The sequence below is a fragment of the Pseudoalteromonas sp. K222D genome (genome assembly GCF_017653575.1).
Lineage (GTDB): Bacteria > Pseudomonadota > Gammaproteobacteria > Enterobacterales > Alteromonadaceae > Pseudoalteromonas > Pseudoalteromonas nigrifaciens.
Genome location: NZ_JAGGDL010000016.1, coordinates 49,800 through 75,175, shown reverse-complemented (window position 1 = coordinate 75,175; position 25,376 = coordinate 49,800). Strand labels below are relative to the sequence as shown.

Here is a 25,376-nt window from a genome sequence, read left to right as displayed (position 1 = left end):
AAATTACGATAAATACCTGTAGGTATTTAACTCTAAAAGCCAGATATCATAGTTTCTATTTATATTAATAAGCTCTAAAAGGCCGATTTTAATATTCCTAATAACTGGTTTAATGTAGATTTTTTATCGTGTTTTTTAGATCCAATCTTCCATACTTTTTCTTTATATTCGCTAATAAGAAATGGATTACTTGCTATTTTACGGAGTTCACTCTCGATTTCACATATTGCTTCTACACAAAAGGCTAAATCGTTTGTTTTTAGATATTTATACCCTGCATTTGAAGGGGAGGATATAGCCATTACAGCACAACCACTAGACATACAATCAATTATTTTGGTTGAGAATGAATACTTAACAAGTGCACTGTTTACTTTATCAAAAGATTCAACATGTAATGCAATATCAGCATTGCAATAGACACTCTGTAATTCATCAGCAGAAACACCTCCTCTTATATAGCTATTTAAGCCATCATGGAGTTGAGTGTATTGTTCATGGCTAACTAAATCTTTAGTATAAATGTCTAATACAATTTTCAATCCATTTGTATTAATAAGGGATAATGCACTTCTAATTTTTGATAGTGTTTGCCATCTGCCTACATACAATTTTCCTGCATAAATCAGTCTAATAGGTCTGCCTACACTTTTAGAAGAATCATAATCTTTAAACTCCCCCCCTTTAAGTAATAAATGAGTTCGTAAATTAAACTCCTCCTGATAATACTTAGCTTGATCTTCTGAAAAAAAACAATAGCTAGAGTAAAGATGCACTTGCTTCCGAAACATGTAACGATAAAAGTATCTACTTAACCAAAAGAGAGGAGAGTAACTAATTAAATCAGTAGAATATTCATCATCAGCAGTAAAAGCAATTAATGGCTTATTTGATAATTTTTTAATAACTCTTTCAAGACGAAGAAACTTTAACGTTCCTCTTCTTGTAGAGAAAATAACATCAGGATTAAAATCTTCAATAAAAGACTTTATTTCGGATGTATTATAACCTCCTAGCGACCATATGAGCTCTCTGGCAAACCTAAAAAACTCTGTGTTTTTTGATACCGCCCTCAAAAAACTATAAATTTTAGGCTCATGATCAGCCACTAGATTGGATTCTTTTATTTTTGGGGTATCATCCAGGTTAAACTTTTCACCTGCTTTTCTACCTAAAAGGCTAAAAAACATCATACTGTCGGTAACTTGAAAATAAAGTTTACAGCAATTATTTTTAGGTAATCCAGGGCTACAGTATAAGTTAGCTAATTCTAAATTTGATCCATCAAACCAATTACTCAAGACGTTATTACCGTGTAAGTCATCATTCCATACTTCATCTGATAAAATTAATACTTTCATTAGTAAATATCTTTTTTAAATAGTTGAATAAGCTTTGAAGCTACAGAAGGTGAAAAGCGGAAGCCTAACAATATAATCTTTACTCGTAACTCTTTAATATTACTTGGTTTTAACTTCCTAAGATTGTGATTAAATGTAAGAGTTAACTTATTTAAGTTATTTCTATTTCCTTTGGTTGTCTTGCATTTTGTATAAAATAATATTAAAGCCAAACAAAACTTAATTATAGAGTCGTTAAACATTTTCTGCTTACCATTCTTACTGAAGAACTCTATTTGTTTATTAAATATCTCTATAAAATCATCAGGATAATATTCATAATTGGAATTCATTGTACTACCGGCCCTGTTAAAGTAGTAGTAAAGCTTCCTATTAGTAATAGCTACATTAGTGGCAGCGTTAAGGAACAGATAATATGTTGCATTATCTTCGTAGGCTTGTTTAACAGGGAATCTTATATCCTTGAATATTTCGCTCTTGAATAATTTTGCCCAGACAGTTAACTTATATTTAGAATTTGCAATCAATTCATCTGCCCTCCATTTAGTCTCTGAAAAATGCTTTTGATTTGAAGTAAAACTGCTCCCAGATCCATATTCATAATCGCATTGCACTATGTCGTAACTTAAAGAAGTAGCGATTGTTAACATGTTGCCAACATATTCTTTATGAACAAAGTCATCACTATCGATAAATGTTATATATTCTCCACTAGATCTGTTTAAACCAAAGTTTCTGGCTTCTGACTGCCCACCATTTGACTTGTGTATGACATTAAACCTTAAGTCTGATTTTGAAAATTCATCACAAATCCTAGGTGTCCTATCTGTTGAGCCATCGTTAACTAAAATAACTTCTAAATTATCGTAGCTTTGGCTACTAACACTCTCCAAACACCTTCGCAAATATTTTTCGACATTATAAACAGGGATTATAATGCTTACGAGTGGAGATTCTTTATTTTTCATAATAGCCTTTGCCTCATTGAAATAACTTAGCCAGTTGATTTTTTTCTTCTTTATTAATCCCCAATAACCATATGATGACTCCATACGCGAATAGAAAAAGTAGCGATTTAATTACAAATAAAATAAAGTTACTTTCTGGGATAGAAACTGATATTACCCAAGCAGTTGAAATTGAAAGTAATAATGGGATTGCAAGTTTGAAGTAAGTTTCTTTAAAGAAGTAAATCAAATTTATATCTAAATATTTATTAAATATAAAGTTAGGAACAACAATTTTGCCTAAAATTGTTGCTATCATTATACCAGTAGCAACCCCGATAGCTCCGAGATCTTCAACCAGGAATAAAGATATAGACAAGCCAAAAGCTGAAGATATCATAAACAGTATAGATTGAAGACGGATCTTATTATTTACAACTAAATGTGTACTAGCTATTTGTTGTGTAACTGAGATTATAGTAGGTAACACAAGCAGCAACATCACTATATAAGACTCGGAAAAACCATTCCCCATCCATAAATTAATAAATTCAGCCCCAAAAAAAACAAGCCCAATACATAATGAGCTAATCAAAATTAGCTGCATACGCCCAACAACTACCATCAATCTTGTAATTTTATCAACCCCATTTTGCTCTGAGGCTAGCCCTGTTACCCTAGCTAAAAACAATCCATTTAATGCGTTCGCAAAAGTCCAGACATATCCTTCAATTAGCATCCCAATTGCAAAAATAGCTATTTGTTGTGACCCTGAGTATACAGCTAAGATAGTTGGTGCTAAGCTCATTAGCAACCTTTGCGCTAGCAAAGTAAGCGTGGTCCAACCAGTGAACCCTGCCATATCTTTCAAAAGCCCTGGCTCAGTAGAAGTAAATGATATGCCAACAGGAGTATATCTGATTAAATATATCACTTTAAAAATAATGACCACTGAACCAATTAATATATTGATAGTAACTAAGGCAAATACTTTATGACCAAGTAATATGGCAACAACCATCAACATTATTGTTGATACTTTTACAAATAAATCTAGCGATTTAAGTAATACAAACTTCTCATAAGCAAGTAAAACGCCATTTATGGGAAGGAATTGAAATGAAACTACTATAAAAAAGCCTGAAACTATATATATTTCTTTAAATGTTGATACTTCCTGAAGACTTAACTCTGTAAAGAAACCATCTATGAAAAAATAAAAGACTATTAACCCCAGTAATACTAATAGATTCCCCAAAAAATAGATTTTTGCAGTTAATCCCAATAACGCGCTAATTTTTTTATGCTCGCCTTGAGATCTATATTTTGCAACATAACGTGCAACAGCCTCCCCTAAACCAAAATCAAAACTGAAGTAAGTCAAAACTGACATAGCCAGAACATAAATACCATATTCTGACATCCCAATCTCACTAACCAACCATGGGGTATAAATTATCCCAGCAACAACGCTAAAAACAATTGTGCCATATGATAAAAGGGCACCGAACTTAATTTGTTCACTCATAAAACCACTTTAACTATAGAGCTATATACTAATAGCAATACTGAAATGACCTATAATATTAAAAGTTTTTATTTTAAAGGCTCTTAAAGGCTCTTAAAGGCAAAAAACATTTGAATTTTATTGAACTGCAAGCAAATAAAAACGCTTTATACAAAGATCAGTTTCTTACCAATCGATAAATAAAACTCTCTAATCTCCTAAATAACCTTTTAACTGGTTGGCCATTACCCATTAAATTATCAATATTTTTTTTGAACGTCATGTCATTCTGTATATATTTAGGATGCTTCAAGGGAAAGTCCAATTCATAGGTTTTCATAAAAAATAATCTTCGAATCCCTCTAGGTAACTTCTTGATATTATCCACGGCATGAGTAGACTCACTTGCAATACCTACATTCGAGATCATATTTTTATGCGGAATAATATTCAAAAGGTTATTTAAAAATATTGCAGCCCCTAAGATACTCTCATAATGGGCCTTACCTGATTGCCTATGATTTTTTGCTGACTTTATGAATAGGTTATACAGTTCTTTATCCATTGAGCTCTGTAATTTACTTAAGCAATCTAAATCATCCAACCAAGAATAGTTTTCATCCCATAGCTCAACAGTCCTTCGCCAAGTAGCCCACCCCCATATCGAACCCGATTGAGAGAATACGTAAGAGTAAGGACTTTCAACTGTACCTAAGTTGTTCATACCACATATCATTCCCATTCGGGTATCATATTTATACTTCTCTAAAAGCTCTTTACAAAATGGGAAAAAACTTTGAGCTGGTACACTATCGTCTTCAAACACCATTCCGTACTCTTCATGGCTAAACATCCACTTTTGAGCCATGTAATTCGAAGGATCACATCCAAAGTTTTTGCTCTGGTATGATCTATGCACTTCACAATCCCAATCTATATTCGCAACGATTTTTCTACATTCTTCAATTTTGGATATATCTTCTAGGTTTCCAGCCCTGGGTCCATCCTGAAAAAGATATAGCTTTGATGGTCTAGCTTCTTTGATTGCTTCAAAAACTTTATTTAACTGCTCAGGCCTAACGAAAAAAAGTATCAGTACTGGAATATCAATATTATATGGTTTCATTAACTCAAATCTCAATTACTTAGGTTATAAAAAATACTTTATTAACAATGCTATTATTGACGCTCTTTAATTTTTTTCGCTGGTATCCCAGCTGCTATTTCGTATTCACAGATATCACTATTTACTAAGCTCATCGCACCAATTACAGCTCCTTTATTAATTTTTGCACCTTTTATTATTTTAGAACCTGCTGAGATCCAAACATCTTCACCTATAATTATACCATTTTTAGCAACATCTAAAGGTTGCTCTCTAATTAGTGCACTTTTAGAAATTCCGTGATTACTATCTATAATATAGCAATGTGCAGCTATGGATGTATTATCCCCTATTACAACCTTATTTTTCGAAAAAATAATAGTTCCCATTCCTAAATCAACATTATTTCCTATAATGATCTCACCATCTCCCCAAAAATAAACATCAGGGTAAATTGTTACGTTATCACCAATAGATACTTGCGTAGCGTTTACATGCACTACCCCTAACACATTAGGGTTACGCCCTAGGTTTAAAACTTTAGATTTAAATGTGTTCAACCTATAAAAACGAATTGCTTTATTTAGAGCTCGATCTATGTAGGATATTAGTTTCATTCTTTTCCTTTTAAAATCCGTGAATTCAGGCAAGTTTCAACTCTATATTTTTTTCTTGTGAGATAATTATCTAAGCATCTATATGCTGCATCTATGTTACTAACGTTACTTAGCAATACTTTTCTGTTGAATAAATAGAACATTTTATTTAGAGCCCTTGACCTCATATCGTTAAGAGGTCCTTTTATATATGCACTCAGTGAATTCAATTTTGTAGTATCTGCATCCCCCTCTTTGTCAAGTGTGCACTCAACTACATCTTTGAACTGAGGATATTTATCCAGACAGTATGCCGAAATCATTTCAACGTTGAATTTGTCTATTAAATCAGGACGATTCATGTCTTTTAAAGCTGCTAGAAATGAATCAGCCCACATTGTCTCTACGCTATAAAATTTTGGAACTTTTTCACTCCACGAATAATTTGCATGCCCTGATAAAAAGGGGGAGTCTGAAAATTTACCATGATGTCTATTCGTTGAAGACTTACCTGCACCGCTGTTGCTGCACACTCCAGGAATAGTTAAAGGATAATCAATACTTAGAACTTGCTCTACAACAAGAGACAAAGCGGTACTACTGTATATATCAGGAGACATTCCCCCGAAATATACACCTGTTATATCTTTAACTCTATCCATGGCAGCTCTAGTAACAACGCCATGATATACCTTAGCCATCTTTAATTTTAAATAGTTTTGCCCTCCCATATATAGAAGTTTTTCAATTTCTAATTTTGGATTATGAAAATTCACATTATTCCTAAAAGGAATTATCATTAAATTTCCATTATCTGTCTTGTAGTAGGGTACACCTGTATCAGGCCAAATGTAATTTACTCTGATATTAGGTGTTATTGCTTCAATTTTATTCTTATCAGCCCATTCAACAACTTTTTCTAACTCGGGGTTTATACCGTCATCGTCTCCGATCATACAAAGATATTTACCATCAGAAAGTTCTACTCCTAAACTAAAATTTTCAACAAAGGATAAGTTCTTGCTAACGTAGTTGTACTTGATCTTATCAGCATTTTTATGGCTCATAAGCAGCTGTCTTAGACTGTCATCATCACTATTATCTTGAACTACAACTTCTACTTTTGATGATGTGCGCTGAATAACATGTTCTACACATTGTAATAAATACTTTTGACGATTTTTTGTTGGTATAATAATTGAGAGTAATGGTTTACTAACTTGCATAAAAATCCTTATTAACGCCCTAAATAAACATCAGGTAATTTCATTTCTTGCCAAAAAAATCTATAATCGTAATTTGCAGTACTGCTTTGTAGGTATAAAACAATTAAAACTAATATAATTAAATAATACTTATTGATTTCTTTACCAGCTAACTTAATAGAAAATGAAGACACTACAACAGGAACCAAAATAACTAAAAATATAGAAAAATACATCACTAATCTCAATGCGCTAGGATTGATCCACGATAAGGGTAAAAAAACTAAACCGACAGAAGCAGCATTAAAAAAAACTTTTGAGTTAGGTTGGCTTTCCAAAATCTCTTTAGATTTCAATAATAAAAAGAAACATAACATTAAATATATAGCTGTAAAAGCTGGAGTTCCTGCACTTGAGTTACTATGGTATTCTTTGTAACCTCCCGCTACTTTCAATATCCCCATCATTTGTTCAGAAAAAAACATTAGAATGGGAAATAACATTATATTAAATAACATTAGCCTACCGGGCCTATCGTATTGTGATATAAGATAGAAAGGAAGCATTATGAGTGCTGATTTATGAATGCTTGAGGCTAAAAGTATTGCTAAAAAGTAACTCCACCCTCTTCGATTCATTAAACTGTTGAAGGCAAAAAAAACAATTGATGTCGCTATGACCTGTCGAGTTCCTGTAAATGAGTAAAACGTTAAAAATAAAACAACGTATATAATATAACTTAAGAATAACTCATTTATTGAAGTTAAATAATTTAACAAAATTTTGGAGAGCGAGTAAAAAAACAAGGCTGCCACTACACATAAGAAAAAGTTATAATTATCTGAAAAAATTAAAATTAGTTTTTTAAACACCAAATAGCCAGGATCCTTTCCTACCCCTAAAATATAATAATCTAAGATAGAATAGTAAGTTTCATGCCAACTTATGAGTTTCGTTTCTTCATAATCTATACTATAACCATATGTGTCGACCCCTACTCCGACATTACGAAGGCCAGATTGTAAAAAAAGTATACCACTTGATATGAACACAAACAGCTTTCGATTTAGTTCCGTGTTTTTGTACATCATGCAATACAGTGACAATAGAAATAAAGTAAAAACTATAATAAGATTGAATATCATTATTATGTTATTTCCTTATAAAGTCGTTCGTACTTATGTAAGTTTTTTTCTATATCAAATTCAGATAAGACTCTTTCACGACACTCTTTTGAGTAAAAATATTTTCCAGCTTTCAAAATGTATTGAACTTTCTCATTAAAAGCGATTATATTTCTTGGCTCTACAGTGTAACCACAACTCCCACCACCGATAACTTCTGGAATCGCAGTACTTTGGTACCCTACGACAGGAGTTCCACAACTCATTGCTTCAACTATTACTTTCCCGAATGTATCTTCTGTTGAGAGATGGATATAAACATCTGCAATATTATATAGCAGCACCAATGTATCAATACTATGCACATATTTAATATGAATTACGTTTGAAGGGAGGTTTATTTTTGAAGGTAAATTCCCTATAACTAAAAGTAATTGGTCATTTTTTAAGAGGCCGGCCAATTTAATAACATCTTCCAGCTTAGTACCTTCCCAGTGCGCAGTTATAGCAAGAACTATTCTTTTACCAAATGGAATACATAACCTTGTATAGTCTGACGCTAACACCTCCATTTGCTTAAAAGTACCATGGTCTACCCAATTATAAATGGTTCTTATGCGATATTTTGATAAATAGGACTTTTTAACTTCTTCTTTCAGCCAGTCTGATACAGTAACAATTTCTACATTAGGTAATGCAGTAAACCAGCGAGCTTTATCTTTAAACATTTTATCCGTTCTATCAAAAAACAAACTAGGTGTATGTGTTTTCAATACAGGACAAGGTGAAGTGCAAGAGCTTTGCCATTTGTAACACTTAGCCACAGTATAATGCGAGCACCTACCAGTAAATGCCCAGCAATCGTGGAGAGTCCAAACAATTGGCTTATTGAATTTGACTAGAAACTGAAACAATAGCTCGAAATTTAAATAATAAATGTGTAGGTTATTCAGGTGTATTACGTCAGGATCTATATCTTCAATATATTTAATTAACTTCCTTGTTCCTTGCTTTGAACAATATCCATGCAGCCCAAAAACTCTAGAGTATAGATTATGAAAATGATTTTCTAGAACTCCACCAACCTTATGGCTAGCACTATGGCTACTACTTCCATGCCCATAGGCTATAAAAACTTTATTTCCTCTTTTATGAAAGTAATGAGTTAATTCTATTATATTTCGACCTGTACTTCCATAATCTGAAACCGAGTTAATCTGCAGTATTTTCATTTCTAATATTTTTTCCAAACTTTTCGATTCACATAATCCGTATAAGAATACAAAAGACGAACTATTTTATCTGAAACATTTGGCATACAATAATCAGCCACCTCCCTTAATAGTCTATTTTCTCCTCTAGACTGTTGCTCTAATATCGATAAACACTGCAGCACTTTTAAAACATCTAAGCCACACATCATCACAAAAGCTTCTTCCATTGCTTCAGGTCGCTCATGCGCATCTCTAATATTAAGTGCTGGAAAATTCATAATCGACGATTCTTCGTTTATTGTTCCACTATCAGAAAGCACTGCCCTAGCATTTTTTTGTAGATGATTATAATCATGGAACCCTAAAGGCTTCAGCAATTTAATATTAGGGTGAAATTTTAACCCCTGCTCCTCAATCCGTTTACGTGTTCTAGGATGTGTAGATACAATTACAGGTAATTTATAATATTCAGCAATAGTATTAAGAGTTTCAGCTAATTTAATTAACTGCTTTGGAGAATCAACATTTTCCTCTCTATGTGCACTTACTACAAAGTATTCTTTCTGTTCCAATTCTAAAAGCTTTAAGATAATCGAGGAATCAATATGAGGCATATAATGATTAAGCACTTCAAACATCGGACTACCTGTTTTTATAATTCTGTCAGCAGGTAAGCCTTCAGCTAACAAATAGTCTCTCGCAATAGTGCTATAAGTAAGATTAATATCGGCAGTATGATCGACTATCTTACGATTTATTTCCTCAGGCACACGTTGATCGAAACATCTATTACCCGCTTCCATATGAAATATAGGAACTTTACGACGTTTTGCTGGTATTGCCGACATGCAAGAGTTCGTATCACCTAAAATTAGCATTGCCTCAGGCTTTACTTCTTCTAATATCTCATCTACTTTAATTATTACTTGGCCAATTGTTCCAGCTGCATTTTTACCAGCGGCATTTAAAAAATAGTCAGGTTTTCTGACACCTAAATCGTTAAAAAAAACTTCATTAAGCTCAAAATCATAATTTTGACCTGTATGAACTAGTATATGCTCACAATGCTCATCTAATTTCGCTAAAACACGAGAAAGACGAATTATTTCTGGGCGCGTACCCAATACAGTCATTACCTTCAATTTCTTCATTATGCTCACTTTGTTTAAACCTATAAAATTAGATATTTAAAATATTATAAAGGCATGGCGACTGTATCAGGGGTTTCCCTATCAAATATCTCATTGGCCCACAGCAAAACTAATAACTCTTCTGATCCAATATTGGTAATATCGTGGCTCCAACCCGGCACAGTTTCAACTATAGTTCTAACTGTTTCAGAAGTATTTACTTCGTACTCCTCACCTGTGACAATATGCTTAAATTTAAAATGCGCCTCACCTTTCAATACTAAAAATTTTTCGTTTTTAGAGTGGTGGTAATGCCCACCACGAGTAATACCTGGGTGGGCTGTAAAGAACGAAAACTGACCGGAATCCTTAGTCTTAAGCATTTCGCTAAACGACCCTCGCTCATCAGTATAACTAGGCACGTCATAAGTAAATTGTTCAGGCTTGAAGTAACTTAAGTAAGTAGAATAAAGCGCTCGTTCAAAACCTACTCCCACTCTGTTGGTTATAAGTGATGTACGACTCTGTTTAAAATCACTTAATAAGCTAACAACCTCACCCACTGTGGTTTTATGAACATGCTCTACCGTATAATAATTTTTAAACTCTGAGGTAGAAGTAGTCAGCAAGCCCACAAAAGTACGGCAAACATCATCAATATATACTAGGTTAAGCTCTGCATCAGCGTTGTGAACGATAATTGGCAAGTTATTAATTGTATTGTAGCAAAATGTAGCAACAACTGAATTATAATTAGGTTTGCACCATTTGCCAAACACATTAGGCAAGCGGTAGATATACGTGTCAGCACCTGTTTTATTTCGGTACTCTTTAATAACAACCTCAGCATCAGCTTTACTGATTCCGTAAGGGTTATTTAACTCAGCTTGAATTGATGATGTAAGTACAACTGGAGTGCGGCAGTCATTTTTAATAAGTATATCAACTATACTTTGAGTTAAATCTGTATTACCCTGTTTAAATTCATCATCATTCTTAGGTCTATTTATTCCTGCAAGGTGATAAATAAAGTCAGCATTTCTTACCTTTGCATCAATACTAACATCATTATCATCGCGGGTGATTGTTTCAATACTTTCAAAACCAGCTTCTTCTAAATGAACACATAAGTTTTGGCCAATAAAGCCTTTTGCACCTGTTACTAAAATATTCATTACACACCTTCTGGCACTGTTAATTTACCAGCTTCAATATCACGCATAAAGTCAAGTTTACGCAATAACTGCTTCATCCCCGGAACATCTAAGCGTTCTGTGTTATGGGAGTTGTAGTCTTCGATTGCAGATAAATCTTTATCACCTTCCTCTGTATACTGCGCATAATTTAAATCGCGATTATCTGCAGGGACTCTGTAATATTCACCTTGATCTTGTGCAACAAACATCTCTTCGCGACTACACAATGCTTCAAAAAGTTTTTCTCCATGTCGGGTACCAATAACATTAACTTTGTGCCCTGGTTTGCCAATCATTTCAAGAATTGCTTGTGTTAATACTTCAATAGTAGCAGCTGGAGCTTTTTGAACAAAAATATCGCCATTACTACCATGTTCAAAAGCATGTAAAACCAAATCAACAGCATCGTCTAATGTCATCATAAAACGAGTCATCGAAGGATCTGTTAGCGTTATTGGTGTGTTTTCGATTACTTGGCGAATAAACAAAGGAATAACAGATCCGCGAGATGCCATTACATTACCGTAGCGAGTACTCGAGATAACTGTATTTGTACCATCTAAATTTCGGCTCTTGGCAACAATCACTTTTTCCATCATCGCCTTAGATATACCCATTGCATTAATTGGGTACACGGCTTTATCAGTGCTTAAACATACAACACGACTTACATTGTGAAATATAGCTGATTCAAGCACATTTTCAGTACCTAGAACATTAGTTTTTACAGCTTCTAGTGGGTAAAACTCACATGATGGCACTTGTTTTAAAGCTGCAGCATGAAACACGTAGTCAACACCCCGCATTGCTGTAGAGATACTTTGTGGGTCACGCACATCACCAATATAAAATTTCAACTTTTCATTGTTAAATGCTTTACGCATATCATCCTGTTTTTTTTCATCTCGTGAAAAAATACGTATTTCTTTTATATCGCTATTAAGAAAGCGACGAAGTACAGCGTTACCAAAAGATCCAGTTCCACCTGTAATCAAAAGCTTTTTGTTATTAAACATCAAAATATAACCTTAAAAATAAATTAGATAGCATATAAAAACTATATGTTGACTCTCTCATTTTTAATAATACTTAAAAAGAGGAGTTAAATCGCCGCCTTTAGTATGCATTCTTGAGAACTATTATTACCGAAACCATGGTAATCAAAATGATTTATAAACTAGCACATTCTTAAGTAGCATCAACCAATAAGAAAACTTAACTAAAAGTCAGTAATTCTGTTTTATAGTTCGATATTATACCACTGCTCTGCTTGGCTCTCTATTCGCACTTTTTTATTTATTCAAATTAGCAAACATTAGCTAAACTGTTATCGCTATTATTACTGTAGAAAGTTTCTTAGTTTATACTTATAATTAATTTTAATTTTTTGATAAATAATTTTCGTCGAAAGACACCTTATTACGATGCTTGCAATCAGATAAATTAAATTATTTATACTCAATTTAATTTAAGCACTTACCTCAACTTACTTACTCAATCTGAATAAATATTTAGCTTATAACGTTAAGCCAGTTTTCTTAAATATAAATTACTTTTGCTACTGTAATTAACTCTATGCTAAAGGCTTCAAATTTCAACTACTGAGTATTTAGATCTATGTTCTACCTCAAAGCACATTTTAGCAATTTAGAATCTCAGCTTTATTACCCCCCACTGAGACACTTTTTTCTAAATTGAGACAGTCGATTTAGACTATCTCATTGTAATTGCTTGTTTTTGTACTTTTATTTAAAAGTGCCCAATAGGCCACCGAAAAATGTACTATTTTTTATCACTTTCGTAAGCATAATTATAATACCCATAAGCATTGCTGGCTTTTTTAACTACGCCATTAAATACTAGGCCTTTTACGTCTATACCGTTTTGCTCAAAACGGTTACGGGTTAGCTCTATTTCGCGTAAATGGTTTTGTCCATATCGCGCTACGAGTAACGTAGTGCCTGTATGGGCGCTTACGATAGCTGCATCGGTTACTGCTAAGATAGGCGGGGTATCTATGATCACCATGTCATAGGCAGCACTAACTTCTGCCACTAATTTACTAAAGTTTGCATGCATTAGTAATTCAGACGGATTAGGCGGTATTTGTCCACGAGTAATAACATCAAGGCCTGTTACTTTAGTGTCGTGAGTCACTTCACTTAAATTTAAACGCCCTGACAAATAATCACTTAGGCCATTTTCGGCAGTTATATTAAATTGTGTTTGTAAGTAGCCTTTGCGCATATCAGCATCAATTATAAGTACTTTTTTACCGCTTTGCGCCAATATACTCGCTAAGTTAACCGATATAAATGATTTACCTACGCCTGGACTTGGACCCGATATAGCAATAATATTATTTTTAGCTTCCATCATCGCAAAGTGCAGACTGGTACGTAAGCTACGCAGTGCCTCTATTGATAAATCGGCAGGGTTGTCTAGTGCTAATATGGTTTTGGCTTTAGGTATTTTACCTTTGCGTGCTCTTGTTGCAAAGCCGGTTAGCTTTTCTTGGTGATCTGAATGTGGCACGCTCGCATAAACAGGTATACCGAGTGCTTCTATTTCAGCAGGATCTTCTATGCCTTTGTGCATTGCTTTTTGTACTAATACAATAGCGACGCTTAGCATCCCACCTAACATGGTTGCCATTACTACTATTAGCGCTTTTTTAGGTTTTACTGGTTTACTGGTATTAACCTCGGCGTAATCGATTATACGTACATTACCTACTGTGCCAGCACGAACGATGTCTAGTTCTTGGGCTTTACCTAGTAGCAATGTATAAATTTGGTTACTTACTTCTACATCACGCTTTAAGCGTAGTAGCTCTTGTTGCGTTTCGGGTAAGCCACCTACTTCGCCAATGAATTGTTGCTTTTGTTTATTAACCGCTGCAATTTGCTCAATAATGCCCTGATATGTTGGATGGTCTTTTTTAAATTTACGACCCACTTCTAAACGTTTAAGCTCAAGCTCTTGTAGCTTTGTTTCTAGCAGTACCACTTGCTCTAATATGCCTTGGGTTTCTAGCGTTATATTTATAGTTTGGCGTTTTATTTGATAGTCGTTAAAGCGCTGCTCTGCATGCTCTAATTGCTTTTTAATTTCAGGGAGCTGCACCTCTAAAAACTCAAGCGACTTTTGTGCTTCTGCACTACTACGCTCTACATTACGGCGTACATATATAGCTGCGACTTTATTAAGCACAGTTTCGGCGTAATTTGGTTTAGTGCTTTGTAGGCTTAAATCAATTATTCCTGAATCTTTTCCTTTCTCGCTTGCACCAATAGCCGTTTGTAGGTCTAAAATTGTGTTAAGACGATCTTTACGACTCAATAAAAACTCTGTGCCTGGACGAGCATTTAAGCTGCGTATTGTTAAGCTAAACTTACCATTAGTTAGCTCTTCACCGACTTTACCCGCTAATATTTGCTCGTCATCGCCATTTAATAATGCAATGCCATTATTTTCTTGCGCTATTAAAGTATATGTTTGGTTAATTGCGTTGCGCGGTACATCGAACCTAAATACATTAATGCTTTCGCCACCCCATGCATATGAACTTGCACCAAAACTTGGCTCAGCTAAATCATTTTCTTGCATAGGCGTAAATGTACGAAATGCACGGTTACCAATATATGGGAATAATTTAGGCTCTACTGTTATATCTAAATTTAAAGCGTCTACAGCTTCGCCTATAATACTACGTGATTTAAGGAGTTCTATTTCGGTTACCGCTGCAGAGGTGCTTTCAAACATACCGCCCATATCGTCTAAACCAGGCACTGAACTACCACTGCTTTCAACTTGGAGCATCGCTGTTGCTTGGTAAACCGGCTGACTTAAAACCGCATAAACAACACCCACAAACATAAATAGTGCTGTTAATGCAATTATAAAATATTTACGGTCGATTAAAGCACCTAACAATGCCATTAAATCTATTTCTTGTGACTGTGAAGCTGAACTATTTGTCTGCTTGGGTGTGCTGCTATTAGGCTGGGTATTCATTAAATTAGCCATTCCTTATAAATACTTTTGCCAAGCGCTACAAGCGCTGTCGATTAATGTGTATACGTGCTCAAATGCCTCTTGGCTTTGACGGTACGGATCGGGAATCTCAGTGTTATCAATCCATTTACCTAATAAAAATGTTTTACCACGTGCCTCTGGGTATTGACTATGTAAATCATTTAAATGACGCTGCTCCATGACTAAAATAACACTGTTCTGTGCAATTAGTTGCGAAGTAAGTTGGCGCCCTTGGTGTGGGTCCATATTAATACCGTGTGCTTGGGCTATTTTTTTTGCAGTAGCATCAGCTGACTTGCCTTCGAGTGCAGTTAAGCCAGCTGAAGACACTGTTATATTTTTGCCTTCAAGCTTAGCTTTTAATAGATATTCACCCGTTGGACTGCGACAAATATTGCCGGCGCACACCACTAATACAGAATCAAACATCTTAATAAATCCTTAGTTAGCAGTTATATCGTCAACACTGTCTACGGTAGCAATTGATGGTAATAATAAGCTTATTACGCGGTTCCAACGTGCCAGGGGTGCTGATGTTACATATACAATATCGTGCGGTTGTAATTCAAACTGCTCAGCCAGCACCAATGCTGCTATGTTTTTAGCATGCAATTGGTATACATCAGCAATTACTCCAGTTTGCTCTACATTACTTTTACGCAGGACAAATATACCGTTTGCGTCAGCAGTGCCTTCGTTCAAGCCGCCTGAGTCACTCAATGCTTCGGCCAAGTTTAAGCCATAACGATTAAGCTTTACTGAACCTGCTTTATTAACATCACCTAATACAAATACTTTTTGTTTATCGTTACGGTTAACATGCACTATATCGCCATGTTGAAGTAACCGATTTTGAGAAATATCGCCATTAGCGTAAAAGTCTTCTAGCTTTATTACTTCTGTTTTATCGCCACGTGTAAAAGTAACCGTGCGCCAATCAGCTGCTTCGGTTAAGCCACCCGCTTGGTTAATAGCATCAATTAAGGTAAGTGGGGTATCGGTAACTGGGTATACACCAGGCTGTTTTACTTCACCCGTTACATACGCTTTTTGACTTTTAAAACTTACTATTTTCACGTCTACTTGAGGGTTTTCTATCACACGGGCTAAACGAGTTACTAAATCTTTACGCAGTTCGCTGATTGTATGCCCTGCTGCTGGTATATTAGATGCATAAGCGTAAGTTACCGTGCCGTCTTCTTGCACTTTAAAGCCGTCGAACTCAGCTGTACGTTGTGTGCCTGCCGGTATAGTAAGTTCGGGATGATCCCAAACACCTACTGTTACTACATCGCCCACACCTAATTTATATTGATAATCGCGGGTGTTAACCCCCACTAAACTAGAGATTGGTTTTGCTGCTGCGCGTGCTTTTTTTTGTTGGGTAATTAGCGCCGAATCAATTAGTTGAATATTAACTTTTTCGAGCTCTTGCTCTAAATTTTGTGTTTTCTCGTTTGATTCAATGCCTTCGTAATGGCTGCCAGGTATTATTGTACAGCCTGTCATTGCTAAAAATGCGAAAGAGGTAATGAGTGATTTACAGCGTAACGCCATTGTGCAGAATCCCAGTGTTTTTTAAATATTATAATTGTCCATCACACTCGATGGGTACTTATTTTGCGCAGTAATTAAAGCATGGATATAAAAAAAAAGATAGGTTCTAGACTCAAGGTTATATAGCCTTGAACTTACTACCTTCTGCCATATCAGTAACGCTTGCCCCAGCTTAGAGGAAAAATTTTATTTATATAGCTCTTCAGACTCGCTTCACGTTCCAGTTCGTCGCAGAGCTCCTCTCGCTCCAGCTTAGAGGAAAAACTTTATTTATATAGCTCTTCAGACTCGCTTCACGTTCCAGTTCGTCGCAGAGCTCCTCTCGCTCCAGCTTGAAAGCAAAACCATTTGCTTGTCTAGCCCTTCGGGCACGCTTCCGCCCCTAGGTTGCAGTTCCTACGTACTGATGCAGCTTAAATTTTGATATTTATAAGTGAGATTAAAACTACAATTACAAATTGCATAAAGGTTATTGTATTTTTTGTTTTGGCTCGTCGCTTTTACCTTGCGTTACAGCACTGAGAATTGATTTTTGTGACTGGCTTTGGAGAAGTGTATTTTTATTTATTACGGGATACTCACGATTAATTTCGAGGTTTACTAATAATAAATACTGGCTTTCCGTAGCTATCTGCACATTTAATCAATTGCAAACAACACAATATAAAACTAAATGAGGCGGCATTATACCTAATGTAACCCGTATGTAAATGGTTGTTTGAGGTGTTTATAAAGTGAGTTAGAAATCATAAAATAAAAAGATGCCAAGCTCAAAATGTAAATTTATCTCGTGCTTTATCAAATTAAATAAATACTGTTCAAAAATATCTAGGTTAGCCATTGCTACCGAACTTAACCCAAATATTTACTGAGACATCGCCTTTGATACCAGAAAGCTAGCTTGCACTTTTACCCACTGGCTTTACTTTTCATTACTGCTACTTGTTGTGTTATTTTGCGGGCGAAATAGTAGTCTGGGTGCTCTTTTAAGCTATTGACGGTGTGCATATCAAGGTAGTTTGGACTGCTCGAGTGCACATCGAATTTTATATAATGAAGGTTAAACGGTTTAATTTCTTTTTTATATACTGAGTTAAAAAGCGCGATTTGAAAAAAGTGCTCATCGGCACAGGTGGTAAATTTAAATTTATCCAAAAATGCGTGGTTACCGACTTGCTCTAATACGTAATCTACGTGGGTGTTTTTTAATATAACCCAACTTGAGCCTTTATATATTTGATCGCAACTAAAGTTACTACGCTTTGGTAGTAGGCTTTGCAAAAGTAGGATTAGCTTGCTAATAAATTTAAACCATGACTTTCGATTGTTAGCGCTTCGTCTAAAAAAGTGATAGCGAAAAACACGCTGTTTTTGTATGTTACTTTTCACCAGCTCAATAAACGAGCTATTTTCTTGTGATAAAAATTGCTTAAGCTGCTTGCTACTTTTTATAAATACGTCCTCACCACTTAATAAAATAGCAAAGTCATATATTAGGTTTTGTGTTTTAGCGAACTGCAACATATTTATAGTTGCTTTGACTTGGGATAGATCTGACCATATAACATTAATACTGTTTAGCATTACACTTACATTGGCAGTATTGGAAAAATACTGAACTAATCGCGCTTTTACATCAATACTTTTTGCATCAATATTAACCACTACGTGATCTTTATTAGTTATAGATAACGACTCTATAAGCAAAATAACCTGCTCTGCATTTTTGTGACATTGAATTAAATAAAGTAAGCGTGATTCAGTCGTGGTTTTCACTTAGCTTCCTAGTTCGTGTTCGTTATTAATGAGTGTATGTAGTTTGTTTTTAAGCGCTTCTTGAGTGTTACTTGCTACAAATACTTTGATTGCTGCACTTTTTTTATTATGTTCAACAAAGTTAAAGCTTGCTAATTGCAGTTCCAGATCTTGCTGATTTCGATAGCAATATAAATAATCTGTTAGTTGTTGTGAATCATAAAATGACGATATAAACACAGGTAAGTAGGTTGATAATGACTGCATTATTTTGGCGGGTATTACGCCATCCATGCAACCTTTATAAGGAATAATTATACCGTCGGTATTAGTTATTATACTATTTAGTAAGCGAGATTCATTTGACTCGTAGCCTTGGTAATGAACAAAACTATATTGCTGACTAAGCTGCAGTTCGTCTTTCCCCCATATATATAACTCTATACCGAGCTTTTTACAGGTATTAAGCACAGCCGTATCGAAATGCGATGAAACACTGCCAAAAAAAGCAAGCTTTTGTATTTTGGCTTTTGATTGTTTTTTTACCTGCAACTCTTTATTTATTGTAGGTAATATTTGCGCTACTTTATTGTGCTTAGTATTTAGCTGGTTAAACAAATAAAACGAATCAACCCATATTTGATTAGCTATAGTGATTAGCTTTTGTTCTGATGATAAAACAGCAGGTGCAATACCAGGCCACTGCGCAAAATTACGAACACAGTCGTATATGAGTGTTTTATAGTTTACAGCCGCTATTATTTTTAATGACAATGGTGCTGGTATGTAACAAATAATTATGTCGTAATCGTTATTCAGCTTAGGTGTTATTTTGCGTACTGCGCGACTTGTTAACTCCCCTTCATAGGGTAAGTTAAACGCGCTAATTTCATTGAGCTGTTTTGGCTTGTTATTTAGAGTTGAATGCGCGTTAACATGTTGACTTGAGGCCAGCTTGCTTTTCAGTACATTAATGCATTTATAAAGCGTAAGTCCCGACGACTTTACTCCTGCGACAAAATCAATATTATAACCTTGCTCTATTAAAGCCGTTGCAATATTTTGATGACGCTGCCAAGTGTCGTGCCAAAAAATACCACTTATTATTAATGCTTTTTTAGTCATATTTACTCTTAAATATTAGGTTTATAAAGTGTGGTTCTACTATATTTTGTGGAAAGCCCGCCCCAACTTTGTAACTGTCGTAACTAAAAAACATGAATGTTCTGGTGTCTAAACATAATATTAGCAATAAAGAAATTAACGCTTTTTTAGCGAGGCTATGCTGCTTTAGTGCGTAATAAATTATAGGAATTAAAAACACGACTCCCGACAGTAGCAAGCGCACAAATATTGTTCTGAATGAAAAGAACATAATTACAAAACAAAAATAAAAAAATGAAAATTTTAATAAGCGAGATTTAAATAATATTTTATAGCTAAACTTGTTTCCGCTAAATAAAACATAAACTAAAGTGACTGCAAATATAATTAGCTGTAAAAACGTTAGGTATTCACCCGCCTCATGAAAACGATAATTTGCCCACTCACCATTTATATAGCTTTCCACCTTCCCGCCTAAAAAGGGAATGTTTAACAACATGCCAGATACACCTATTAACAATGGCTTTATAAATACTCCCACAGTTAACGATATAACTAACCATCCCTTAGCAGGGGTTAAATATTTGGATATTACATATATTGCTAAAGGTACAATAGTAATAGGATGAAACCCAACACCTAATAAAATAAGAGCAAAGCCGCTCCCTTTATTTTTTTGCAAGTAAACTAGCCCTAAAAAAAGACAGCTTAATGCGGTAAAAGTCCTGTAGGACGAAAATATAATAGGGATTGAAAAAAATAACGATAAAAACACTATAACTAATAGCGCATCCTTACGTTTACTCATTAAGTTTTTTGCTGCTAAATAGCTACATATATAGGCAATAAAAATACAGCTAAAAGTAACGTACTTAAATGGCAGTCCTAGATCTTTAACAATGGCGTTTAACATGTACCAGCTAGGGTAAAAAAACACATAAAGATTATCTTTGCTAAATAAAAAAAGCCCGTCGGTATTAAGCATATCGAAAGATATTATGTATTTAGAGATATCACCAGTATTATTAGTTCTTTCGTAGGCAGAGCCAAGCACAGCCATAAACAGACCTAAATATACACAAATAAAACTAATATCAGATTTTTTAATTTTAATTGGTGCTAATAAAAACAAGATTATTGGCGCTATAATTAAGCTCGGCACAAAAATAAAAAAAACAGCAAAAACACTCCAGCAAAAAAGCCTAAAATGAGTCTCTTTTACTTGCTCGTCATTAATGGTCACTTTTAATTACCGACATTTAATTTATTATTAGTAAAGTAAGTGTTTAATACTGCTTTTATTGCCTTACTAGAGCCATAGGCCGAAAACGCATTTTGCTTGATAAAACGGTAGTTTGAAAAGTCAATAAAGTTACTTTGTTTAGGTACCATCCAATCGCTTGCGTAATGTTTTTCGAACATAGATGCTGGGTTACTATGCTGATACAAGCCAGTACTGTTATTTAACTCAGTTGTGAATGGCGGGTAACTCACTTCAAAATGACTAGGGAACAAGTGAATAGCTAGCTCATCTTGCTGTATCATTTGCGGTTTGCTCTTTCTAAAATTGGGACAGCTGTGCACTACATCACTTGTGTTTTTTTGTAGATAAAACACATCTACTTTAGCATTAAGGTATTCAAATGAAAGTTCAACTAACTGCGTCCCGTTTTTGACCATTGAAAACGCAATTAATTTTGCCCCTCGCTGCTCAAACTCTTCTATAAGCTGCATCGACAACTTATCTTGTTGTGTTACTGCAAAGTCAAAGTCGTCTGCCATACCCACTTTACCTTCGCGATGCAGGGCCAGTAAGGTACCAAAAAATGGCTGTATATTTGGATCTATTGATTGCACTAACGCAAATACTTTTGGAGCGACTTCGCTCATATCAACTAAAGCGCTGTTTTTACAAAACCGCTTTTGAATCGCATTTTTCATTTCGAATAAATATGGGACTTTGTAATATACTTTTTTAATTAAGTTGATCATTTATAACTCGTAGTTGATTTTTATAATAAAAAAACAATAAAATTCTTGAAGTTAATACGCAAGATTCTACCAAGATCACCATTTTAACTAAATTTACGGCGGTAATATCATTAGTTAAAAACAAATATAAAATACCTATACACTGCATTACTAAACCAGCCCATACAGTAACATTTACTTTTTTAGGTATTTTTAGCATAGCGAACGCTGGGTAACCAAATAGTGATGAAATAACACTCACTCCACCGGCAATCAAAAACAGTTGCAAGATCAGCTCAGCTTGGGCAAATTGCTCACCAAAAACAACCGTTAAAATAGTTTTACTATATGGCCATATTAACGCTATAAAAAAACACCCTAGCACTGCTAAGCTACTTACCACAGTGTAAAATAATTTGTAATTATTTTGCTTAGATAGATATGGGTATAACGCTAGAGAAAAAGGTGAGCTGAGTGTCTGTATGGTATAAAATATTTTTTCACCTGCACCATATAGTGCGACCTGTTGATTATTTGTAAGTGCACCTAACAGTAAGGTATTGGTGTAATTGTAGCTGGCTACGGCGACTCTAGAAACAAAGAAGCTAAATCCATCTAACGTGTCATTTATAATTATTTTAAAGGTGATTTTATGCAGTTTATAGCCTTCGTGATAAATGCTATAAACCGCACAAATTGCACCAATAACATTAGCAATTGCAAAGTATTTAATTACTTCTTCGGGCGAGCTGTTATTATTTATAAAAATCACTATACACAATGCATATAACCCTTTAGATATAAAACTAAATAGTGTTATACGTGCCATTTTCTCTATGCCCTGAAAAAACCACATTGGCTGAAATGCTTGCGCCGCAATAGCTAAAAAGGTCCACAATAGCAATTCTAGACTAACTATAGCTGTGTATTTTATATACCAAACCATTAAAAATGCACATAGTATAATTAGTAAAATGATACTTTTAATAGCAAATGCACTGCTTAAGATTTCACAAATTACCGGCTTATTTTGATTATTATTAGCAATTTTATAACTAGCAGATAAATTAAAACCAAAATCAGTAATGACATAACAAAGCGACGTTATAGTAAAAACTAGAATAACCAAACCAAAATCGTCAATACTTAACATACGACTTATAATAGGAAAAACTAAAAAAGGGGCTAATAAATTTACCCCCTGTACTAGCATCATTGCGCTGGTATTTTTAAATAAGGTAAGTCGGCTCATTCGCTATTGTGTACTACCGCGTAAAGCTGTAAGCACTTCCATTGCTGTGTTTAGCGAGTCTTGCATCATTTTAAGTTGCTCATCGTCTATCATCGAGATACTTTTTTTTACTTCTGTAGTCGATATATCTTGAGTTCGCTCGAGATATACTACTTGGCAAAACTCTGAAAGGTGATCAAACTTTCCATACCAGTCTGATCCCATACCAAAAATATCGACTTGGTATTTTTCTATATCTTCCTGCTTCTGCTCCCAATTATTTTCGGCAATAACAAGATCAACATATTTACAGGCTTCTAAAATTTCTTTACGCTCTGCAAACGAAAAAAACGACTTCTTTCCTTTAAGTTCGTTAAATTCATCTGACGATATCCCCACGATTAAGCGATCGCCTAACTCACTTAATCGCTTTAAAAGCCTTACATGCCCTTTATGGAAAAGATCGAATGTGCCATAGGTTAATACTGTCTTCATTGCATATCCTTAATTACGTAATAACTTATAAACACCGCGTAGCATACCTACAGGCATTAACCGGCTTGCTCCGCGTAAACAAAGAAAAACTAACCCATCTATATAGCCTGTGATTTTTAGCGCTTTTTTTATTTTGTATAATTGTATTTCGCTTTTTAAGTAGCTTATACCGCGTCGGCGCGCGTGCATACCATTGCCTATTCGCGCACTTACTAATACACATGCTAAATTTTGCGCTTTATAGTTTTGGGCTAATAATCTGAGCCATAAGTAATAATCTTCTAAGAAGTGCAAATGCTTATACCCGCCCACATACAGTACATTAGACTTTTTAAACATAATTGCCATATGGTTAAACGGGTTACGGCTTCTAGCCTGTTTTTTTATTTCGTTGTTAGTATGCGGAAGTATTCTTAAAGAGTTGATGTCGCCAATTTGATAATTAAACTCTTCAACATCAGCTGATAACAACACGAGATCAGGATCGCTTGTAAAAGCATTTAATTGTTGCTCAAATCGCTCTGGATGATTTATGTCATCGGTGTCAAAGCGCGCTACTAACTCGTAACTACAGTGTTTTAGACCTTCGTTAAGTGCACAGCCTAAGCCTTTATTTTGTGGCAGCTTTACCTCAACAATAGGGAGCTTTTTTTGCCATTTATTAATACACTCATAGAGTTCTTGGGAAAGCACTCCATCGTGCACCAAAACAACCTCAGTAGCTGGGCACGTTTGTATATATAAGCTCTTTAATGCAGCGTCTAAATACTCTGCGCGTTCTTTTATATACACAGATGCAAGGGCAGAAAATAATGGTTTTGACATTATTGCCCCATACCTAATATAACAACTTTAACTGTTTTAAATAAAATACCAAGATCAGTTAATAAAGAATGGTGCTTAATATAATGGAGATCGTATTTATGTTTCCAAACAGCGTCCTCTACAGATGCACCATAAGGGTAGCTTACCTGTGCCAACCCGGTTACCCCCGGCCTAACTGCATGACGGAAACGGTAGTAAGGTATTGTTTTTTCTAATTTACTGATAAACACTTCTCTTTCTGGTCTAGGACCAACAATAGACATTTCTCCCTTTAATACATTAAATAATTGAGGAAGTTCGTCGATACGTGTTTTTCGAATAAATTTACCAACTTGCGTTATTCGACAGTCGCCTTGTGATGCCCATTGAGCGCCGTTTTTTTCGGCGTCTTGACACATGGAGCGAAACTTAATAACCTTAAACTCTTGATTATAGCGGCCCACCCTTTTTTGCAAATAAAAAACAGGCCCTTTACTTTCTAACTTAATAAGAAGTGCTGTTAACAACCCTATTGGTAATGCAATAACAAGCAGCAATAAGGCTGAAACAAAATCTATAATACGCTTTACTATTTGAGTGCGCTTAGTTGAAAGTATTGAAAATGCTTTTTCATGCAAAAAGTAACTGCTATGAATAAGGCTAACCTCTGTATAATGCAAGCGTTGATCTAAATAACTCACTAATGGCTCTACCCATGCGCCGTATTCAGTTGCTAGTATTAAAAACTGTCTTTGTTTTTTAGTTAAAAGGCCGCTTTGAAAATGACAAATGACTTTTTTAGTAAAGTTTTTTACTGAATAGTCATTAATGACTACTTTAAAAGAGTAGTTTTCTACTGCTTTTTTAATTGCAGCAATTTTCACTTCGGGGCAGTACACATATATTGTGTCTTGCTTTAAAGCTTCTTTTTTGGATTTAAAGCGGTGACGAACTCTAGCCGGCTTTAAGTCACTAATAAATTGCTCACTCCCTTCGAGCACATCATCAAGCTGTTTTTGATAATACATTAACACTT

Annotated in this window: 23 protein-coding genes; all 23 read right to left on the bottom strand. The window is 34.8% G+C overall.

Going from position 1 to position 25,376, the window contains the following annotated elements:
* Positions 1 to 74: 74 nt before the first annotated feature.
* The 23 genes from J5X91_RS09900 to J5X91_RS09790 all read right to left on the bottom strand — a co-directional run bounded on the left by J5X91_RS09900 (position 75) and on the right by J5X91_RS09790 (position 25,368).
* Entirely contained in the window at positions 75 to 1,361 is a 1,287-nt protein-coding gene (locus tag J5X91_RS09900; protein WP_208834577.1) for a hypothetical protein, read from the bottom strand.
* Complete coding sequence (locus tag J5X91_RS09895; RefSeq protein WP_208834573.1) at positions 1,361 to 2,329, bottom strand: glycosyltransferase family 2 protein; 969 nt, start codon at positions 2,327 to 2,329, stop codon at positions 1,361 to 1,363. The genes J5X91_RS09900 and J5X91_RS09895 overlap by 1 nt, the downstream gene beginning before the upstream one ends.
* Positions 2,330 to 2,342: 13 nt before the next feature.
* A complete protein-coding gene (locus J5X91_RS09890) occupies positions 2,343 to 3,836 on the bottom strand; it encodes a hypothetical protein (protein ID WP_208834570.1) in 1,494 nt (497 codons plus the stop codon).
* 157 nt (positions 3,837 to 3,993) lie between these two features.
* Positions 3,994 to 4,941 (bottom strand): hypothetical protein, encoded by a 948-nt coding sequence (locus tag J5X91_RS09885; RefSeq protein ID WP_208834565.1) that lies wholly within the window; start codon positions 4,939 to 4,941, stop codon positions 3,994 to 3,996.
* 53 nt (positions 4,942 to 4,994) lie between these two features.
* Positions 4,995 to 5,537: an acyltransferase gene (locus J5X91_RS09880; protein WP_208834560.1), complete on the bottom strand. Its 543-nt coding sequence runs from the start codon at positions 5,535 to 5,537 to the stop codon at positions 4,995 to 4,997.
* A complete protein-coding gene (locus J5X91_RS09875; protein WP_208834556.1) occupies positions 5,534 to 6,742 on the bottom strand; it encodes a glycosyltransferase family 2 protein in 1,209 nt (402 codons plus the stop codon). The genes J5X91_RS09880 and J5X91_RS09875 overlap by 4 nt, the downstream gene beginning before the upstream one ends.
* Before the next feature lie 11 nt (positions 6,743 to 6,753).
* The gene (locus J5X91_RS09870; RefSeq protein WP_208834554.1) at positions 6,754 to 7,773 is read right to left on the bottom strand and encodes an EpsG family protein; all 1,020 of its coding nucleotides are present in this window, start codon (positions 7,771 to 7,773) and stop codon (positions 6,754 to 6,756) included.
* A 95-nt stretch (positions 7,774 to 7,868) separates the two neighbouring features.
* Entirely contained in the window at positions 7,869 to 9,077 is a 1,209-nt protein-coding gene (locus J5X91_RS09865) for a glycosyltransferase (protein WP_208834551.1), read from the bottom strand.
* Between the two features lie 2 nt (positions 9,078 to 9,079).
* Positions 9,080 to 10,210: a UDP-N-acetylglucosamine 2-epimerase (non-hydrolyzing) gene (wecB, locus tag J5X91_RS09860; protein WP_208834548.1), complete on the bottom strand. Its 1,131-nt coding sequence runs from the start codon at positions 10,208 to 10,210 to the stop codon at positions 9,080 to 9,082.
* Positions 10,211 to 10,254: 44 nt separating this feature from the next.
* Complete coding sequence (locus J5X91_RS09855) at positions 10,255 to 11,364, bottom strand: NAD-dependent epimerase/dehydratase family protein (protein WP_208834546.1); 1,110 nt, start codon at positions 11,362 to 11,364, stop codon at positions 10,255 to 10,257.
* Positions 11,364 to 12,401, bottom strand: coding sequence for a polysaccharide biosynthesis protein (locus tag J5X91_RS09850; protein WP_208834542.1), 1,038 nt, complete (start codon positions 12,399 to 12,401; stop codon positions 11,364 to 11,366). Before J5X91_RS09850 ends, J5X91_RS09855 begins: the two co-directional genes overlap by 1 nt.
* 766 nt (positions 12,402 to 13,167) lie before the next feature.
* The gene (locus J5X91_RS09845) at positions 13,168 to 15,402 is read right to left on the bottom strand and encodes a polysaccharide biosynthesis tyrosine autokinase (RefSeq protein WP_208834539.1); all 2,235 of its coding nucleotides are present in this window, start codon (positions 15,400 to 15,402) and stop codon (positions 13,168 to 13,170) included.
* A 15-nt stretch (positions 15,403 to 15,417) separates the two neighbouring features.
* Positions 15,418 to 15,852, bottom strand: coding sequence for a low molecular weight protein-tyrosine-phosphatase (locus tag J5X91_RS09840; RefSeq protein ID WP_197108449.1), 435 nt, complete (start codon positions 15,850 to 15,852; stop codon positions 15,418 to 15,420).
* 12 nt (positions 15,853 to 15,864) lie between these two features.
* The gene (locus J5X91_RS09835) at positions 15,865 to 16,980 is read right to left on the bottom strand and encodes a polysaccharide export protein (RefSeq protein ID WP_197108447.1); all 1,116 of its coding nucleotides are present in this window, start codon (positions 16,978 to 16,980) and stop codon (positions 15,865 to 15,867) included.
* 469 nt (positions 16,981 to 17,449) lie between these two features.
* Positions 17,450 to 17,617 (bottom strand): hypothetical protein, encoded by a 168-nt coding sequence (locus tag J5X91_RS09830; RefSeq protein WP_197108445.1) that lies wholly within the window; start codon positions 17,615 to 17,617, stop codon positions 17,450 to 17,452.
* A 272-nt stretch (positions 17,618 to 17,889) separates the two neighbouring features.
* Positions 17,890 to 18,756, bottom strand: a complete 867-nt coding sequence (locus J5X91_RS09825; protein WP_208834529.1) for a beta-1,6-N-acetylglucosaminyltransferase — start codon at positions 18,754 to 18,756, stop codon at positions 17,890 to 17,892.
* On the bottom strand, positions 18,757 to 19,860 hold the full coding sequence (locus J5X91_RS09820; RefSeq protein WP_208834528.1) for a hypothetical protein: 1,104 nt from the start codon (positions 19,858 to 19,860) through the stop codon (positions 18,757 to 18,759). It lies immediately after the preceding gene.
* A complete protein-coding gene (locus J5X91_RS09815; protein ID WP_197108441.1) occupies positions 19,853 to 20,899 on the bottom strand; it encodes an EpsG family protein in 1,047 nt (348 codons plus the stop codon). Before J5X91_RS09815 ends, J5X91_RS09820 begins: the two co-directional genes overlap by 8 nt.
* Positions 20,900 to 21,084: 185 nt before the next feature.
* Positions 21,085 to 21,831, bottom strand: a complete 747-nt coding sequence (locus J5X91_RS09810; protein WP_208834527.1) for a hypothetical protein — start codon at positions 21,829 to 21,831, stop codon at positions 21,085 to 21,087.
* Complete coding sequence (locus J5X91_RS09805; RefSeq protein ID WP_197108439.1) at positions 21,815 to 23,062, bottom strand: oligosaccharide flippase family protein; 1,248 nt, start codon at positions 23,060 to 23,062, stop codon at positions 21,815 to 21,817. The genes J5X91_RS09810 and J5X91_RS09805 overlap by 17 nt, the downstream gene beginning before the upstream one ends.
* A gap of 3 nt (positions 23,063 to 23,065) precedes the next feature.
* The gene (gene tagD, locus J5X91_RS09800; RefSeq protein ID WP_197108438.1) at positions 23,066 to 23,536 is read right to left on the bottom strand and encodes a glycerol-3-phosphate cytidylyltransferase; all 471 of its coding nucleotides are present in this window, start codon (positions 23,534 to 23,536) and stop codon (positions 23,066 to 23,068) included.
* Between the two features lie 9 nt (positions 23,537 to 23,545).
* A complete protein-coding gene (locus J5X91_RS09795; protein WP_197108437.1) occupies positions 23,546 to 24,361 on the bottom strand; it encodes a glycosyltransferase in 816 nt (271 codons plus the stop codon).
* Positions 24,361 to 25,368: a sugar transferase gene (locus J5X91_RS09790; protein WP_197108435.1), complete on the bottom strand. Its 1,008-nt coding sequence runs from the start codon at positions 25,366 to 25,368 to the stop codon at positions 24,361 to 24,363. The genes J5X91_RS09795 and J5X91_RS09790 overlap by 1 nt, the downstream gene beginning before the upstream one ends.
* Between the last annotated feature and the right edge of the window lie 8 nt (positions 25,369 to 25,376).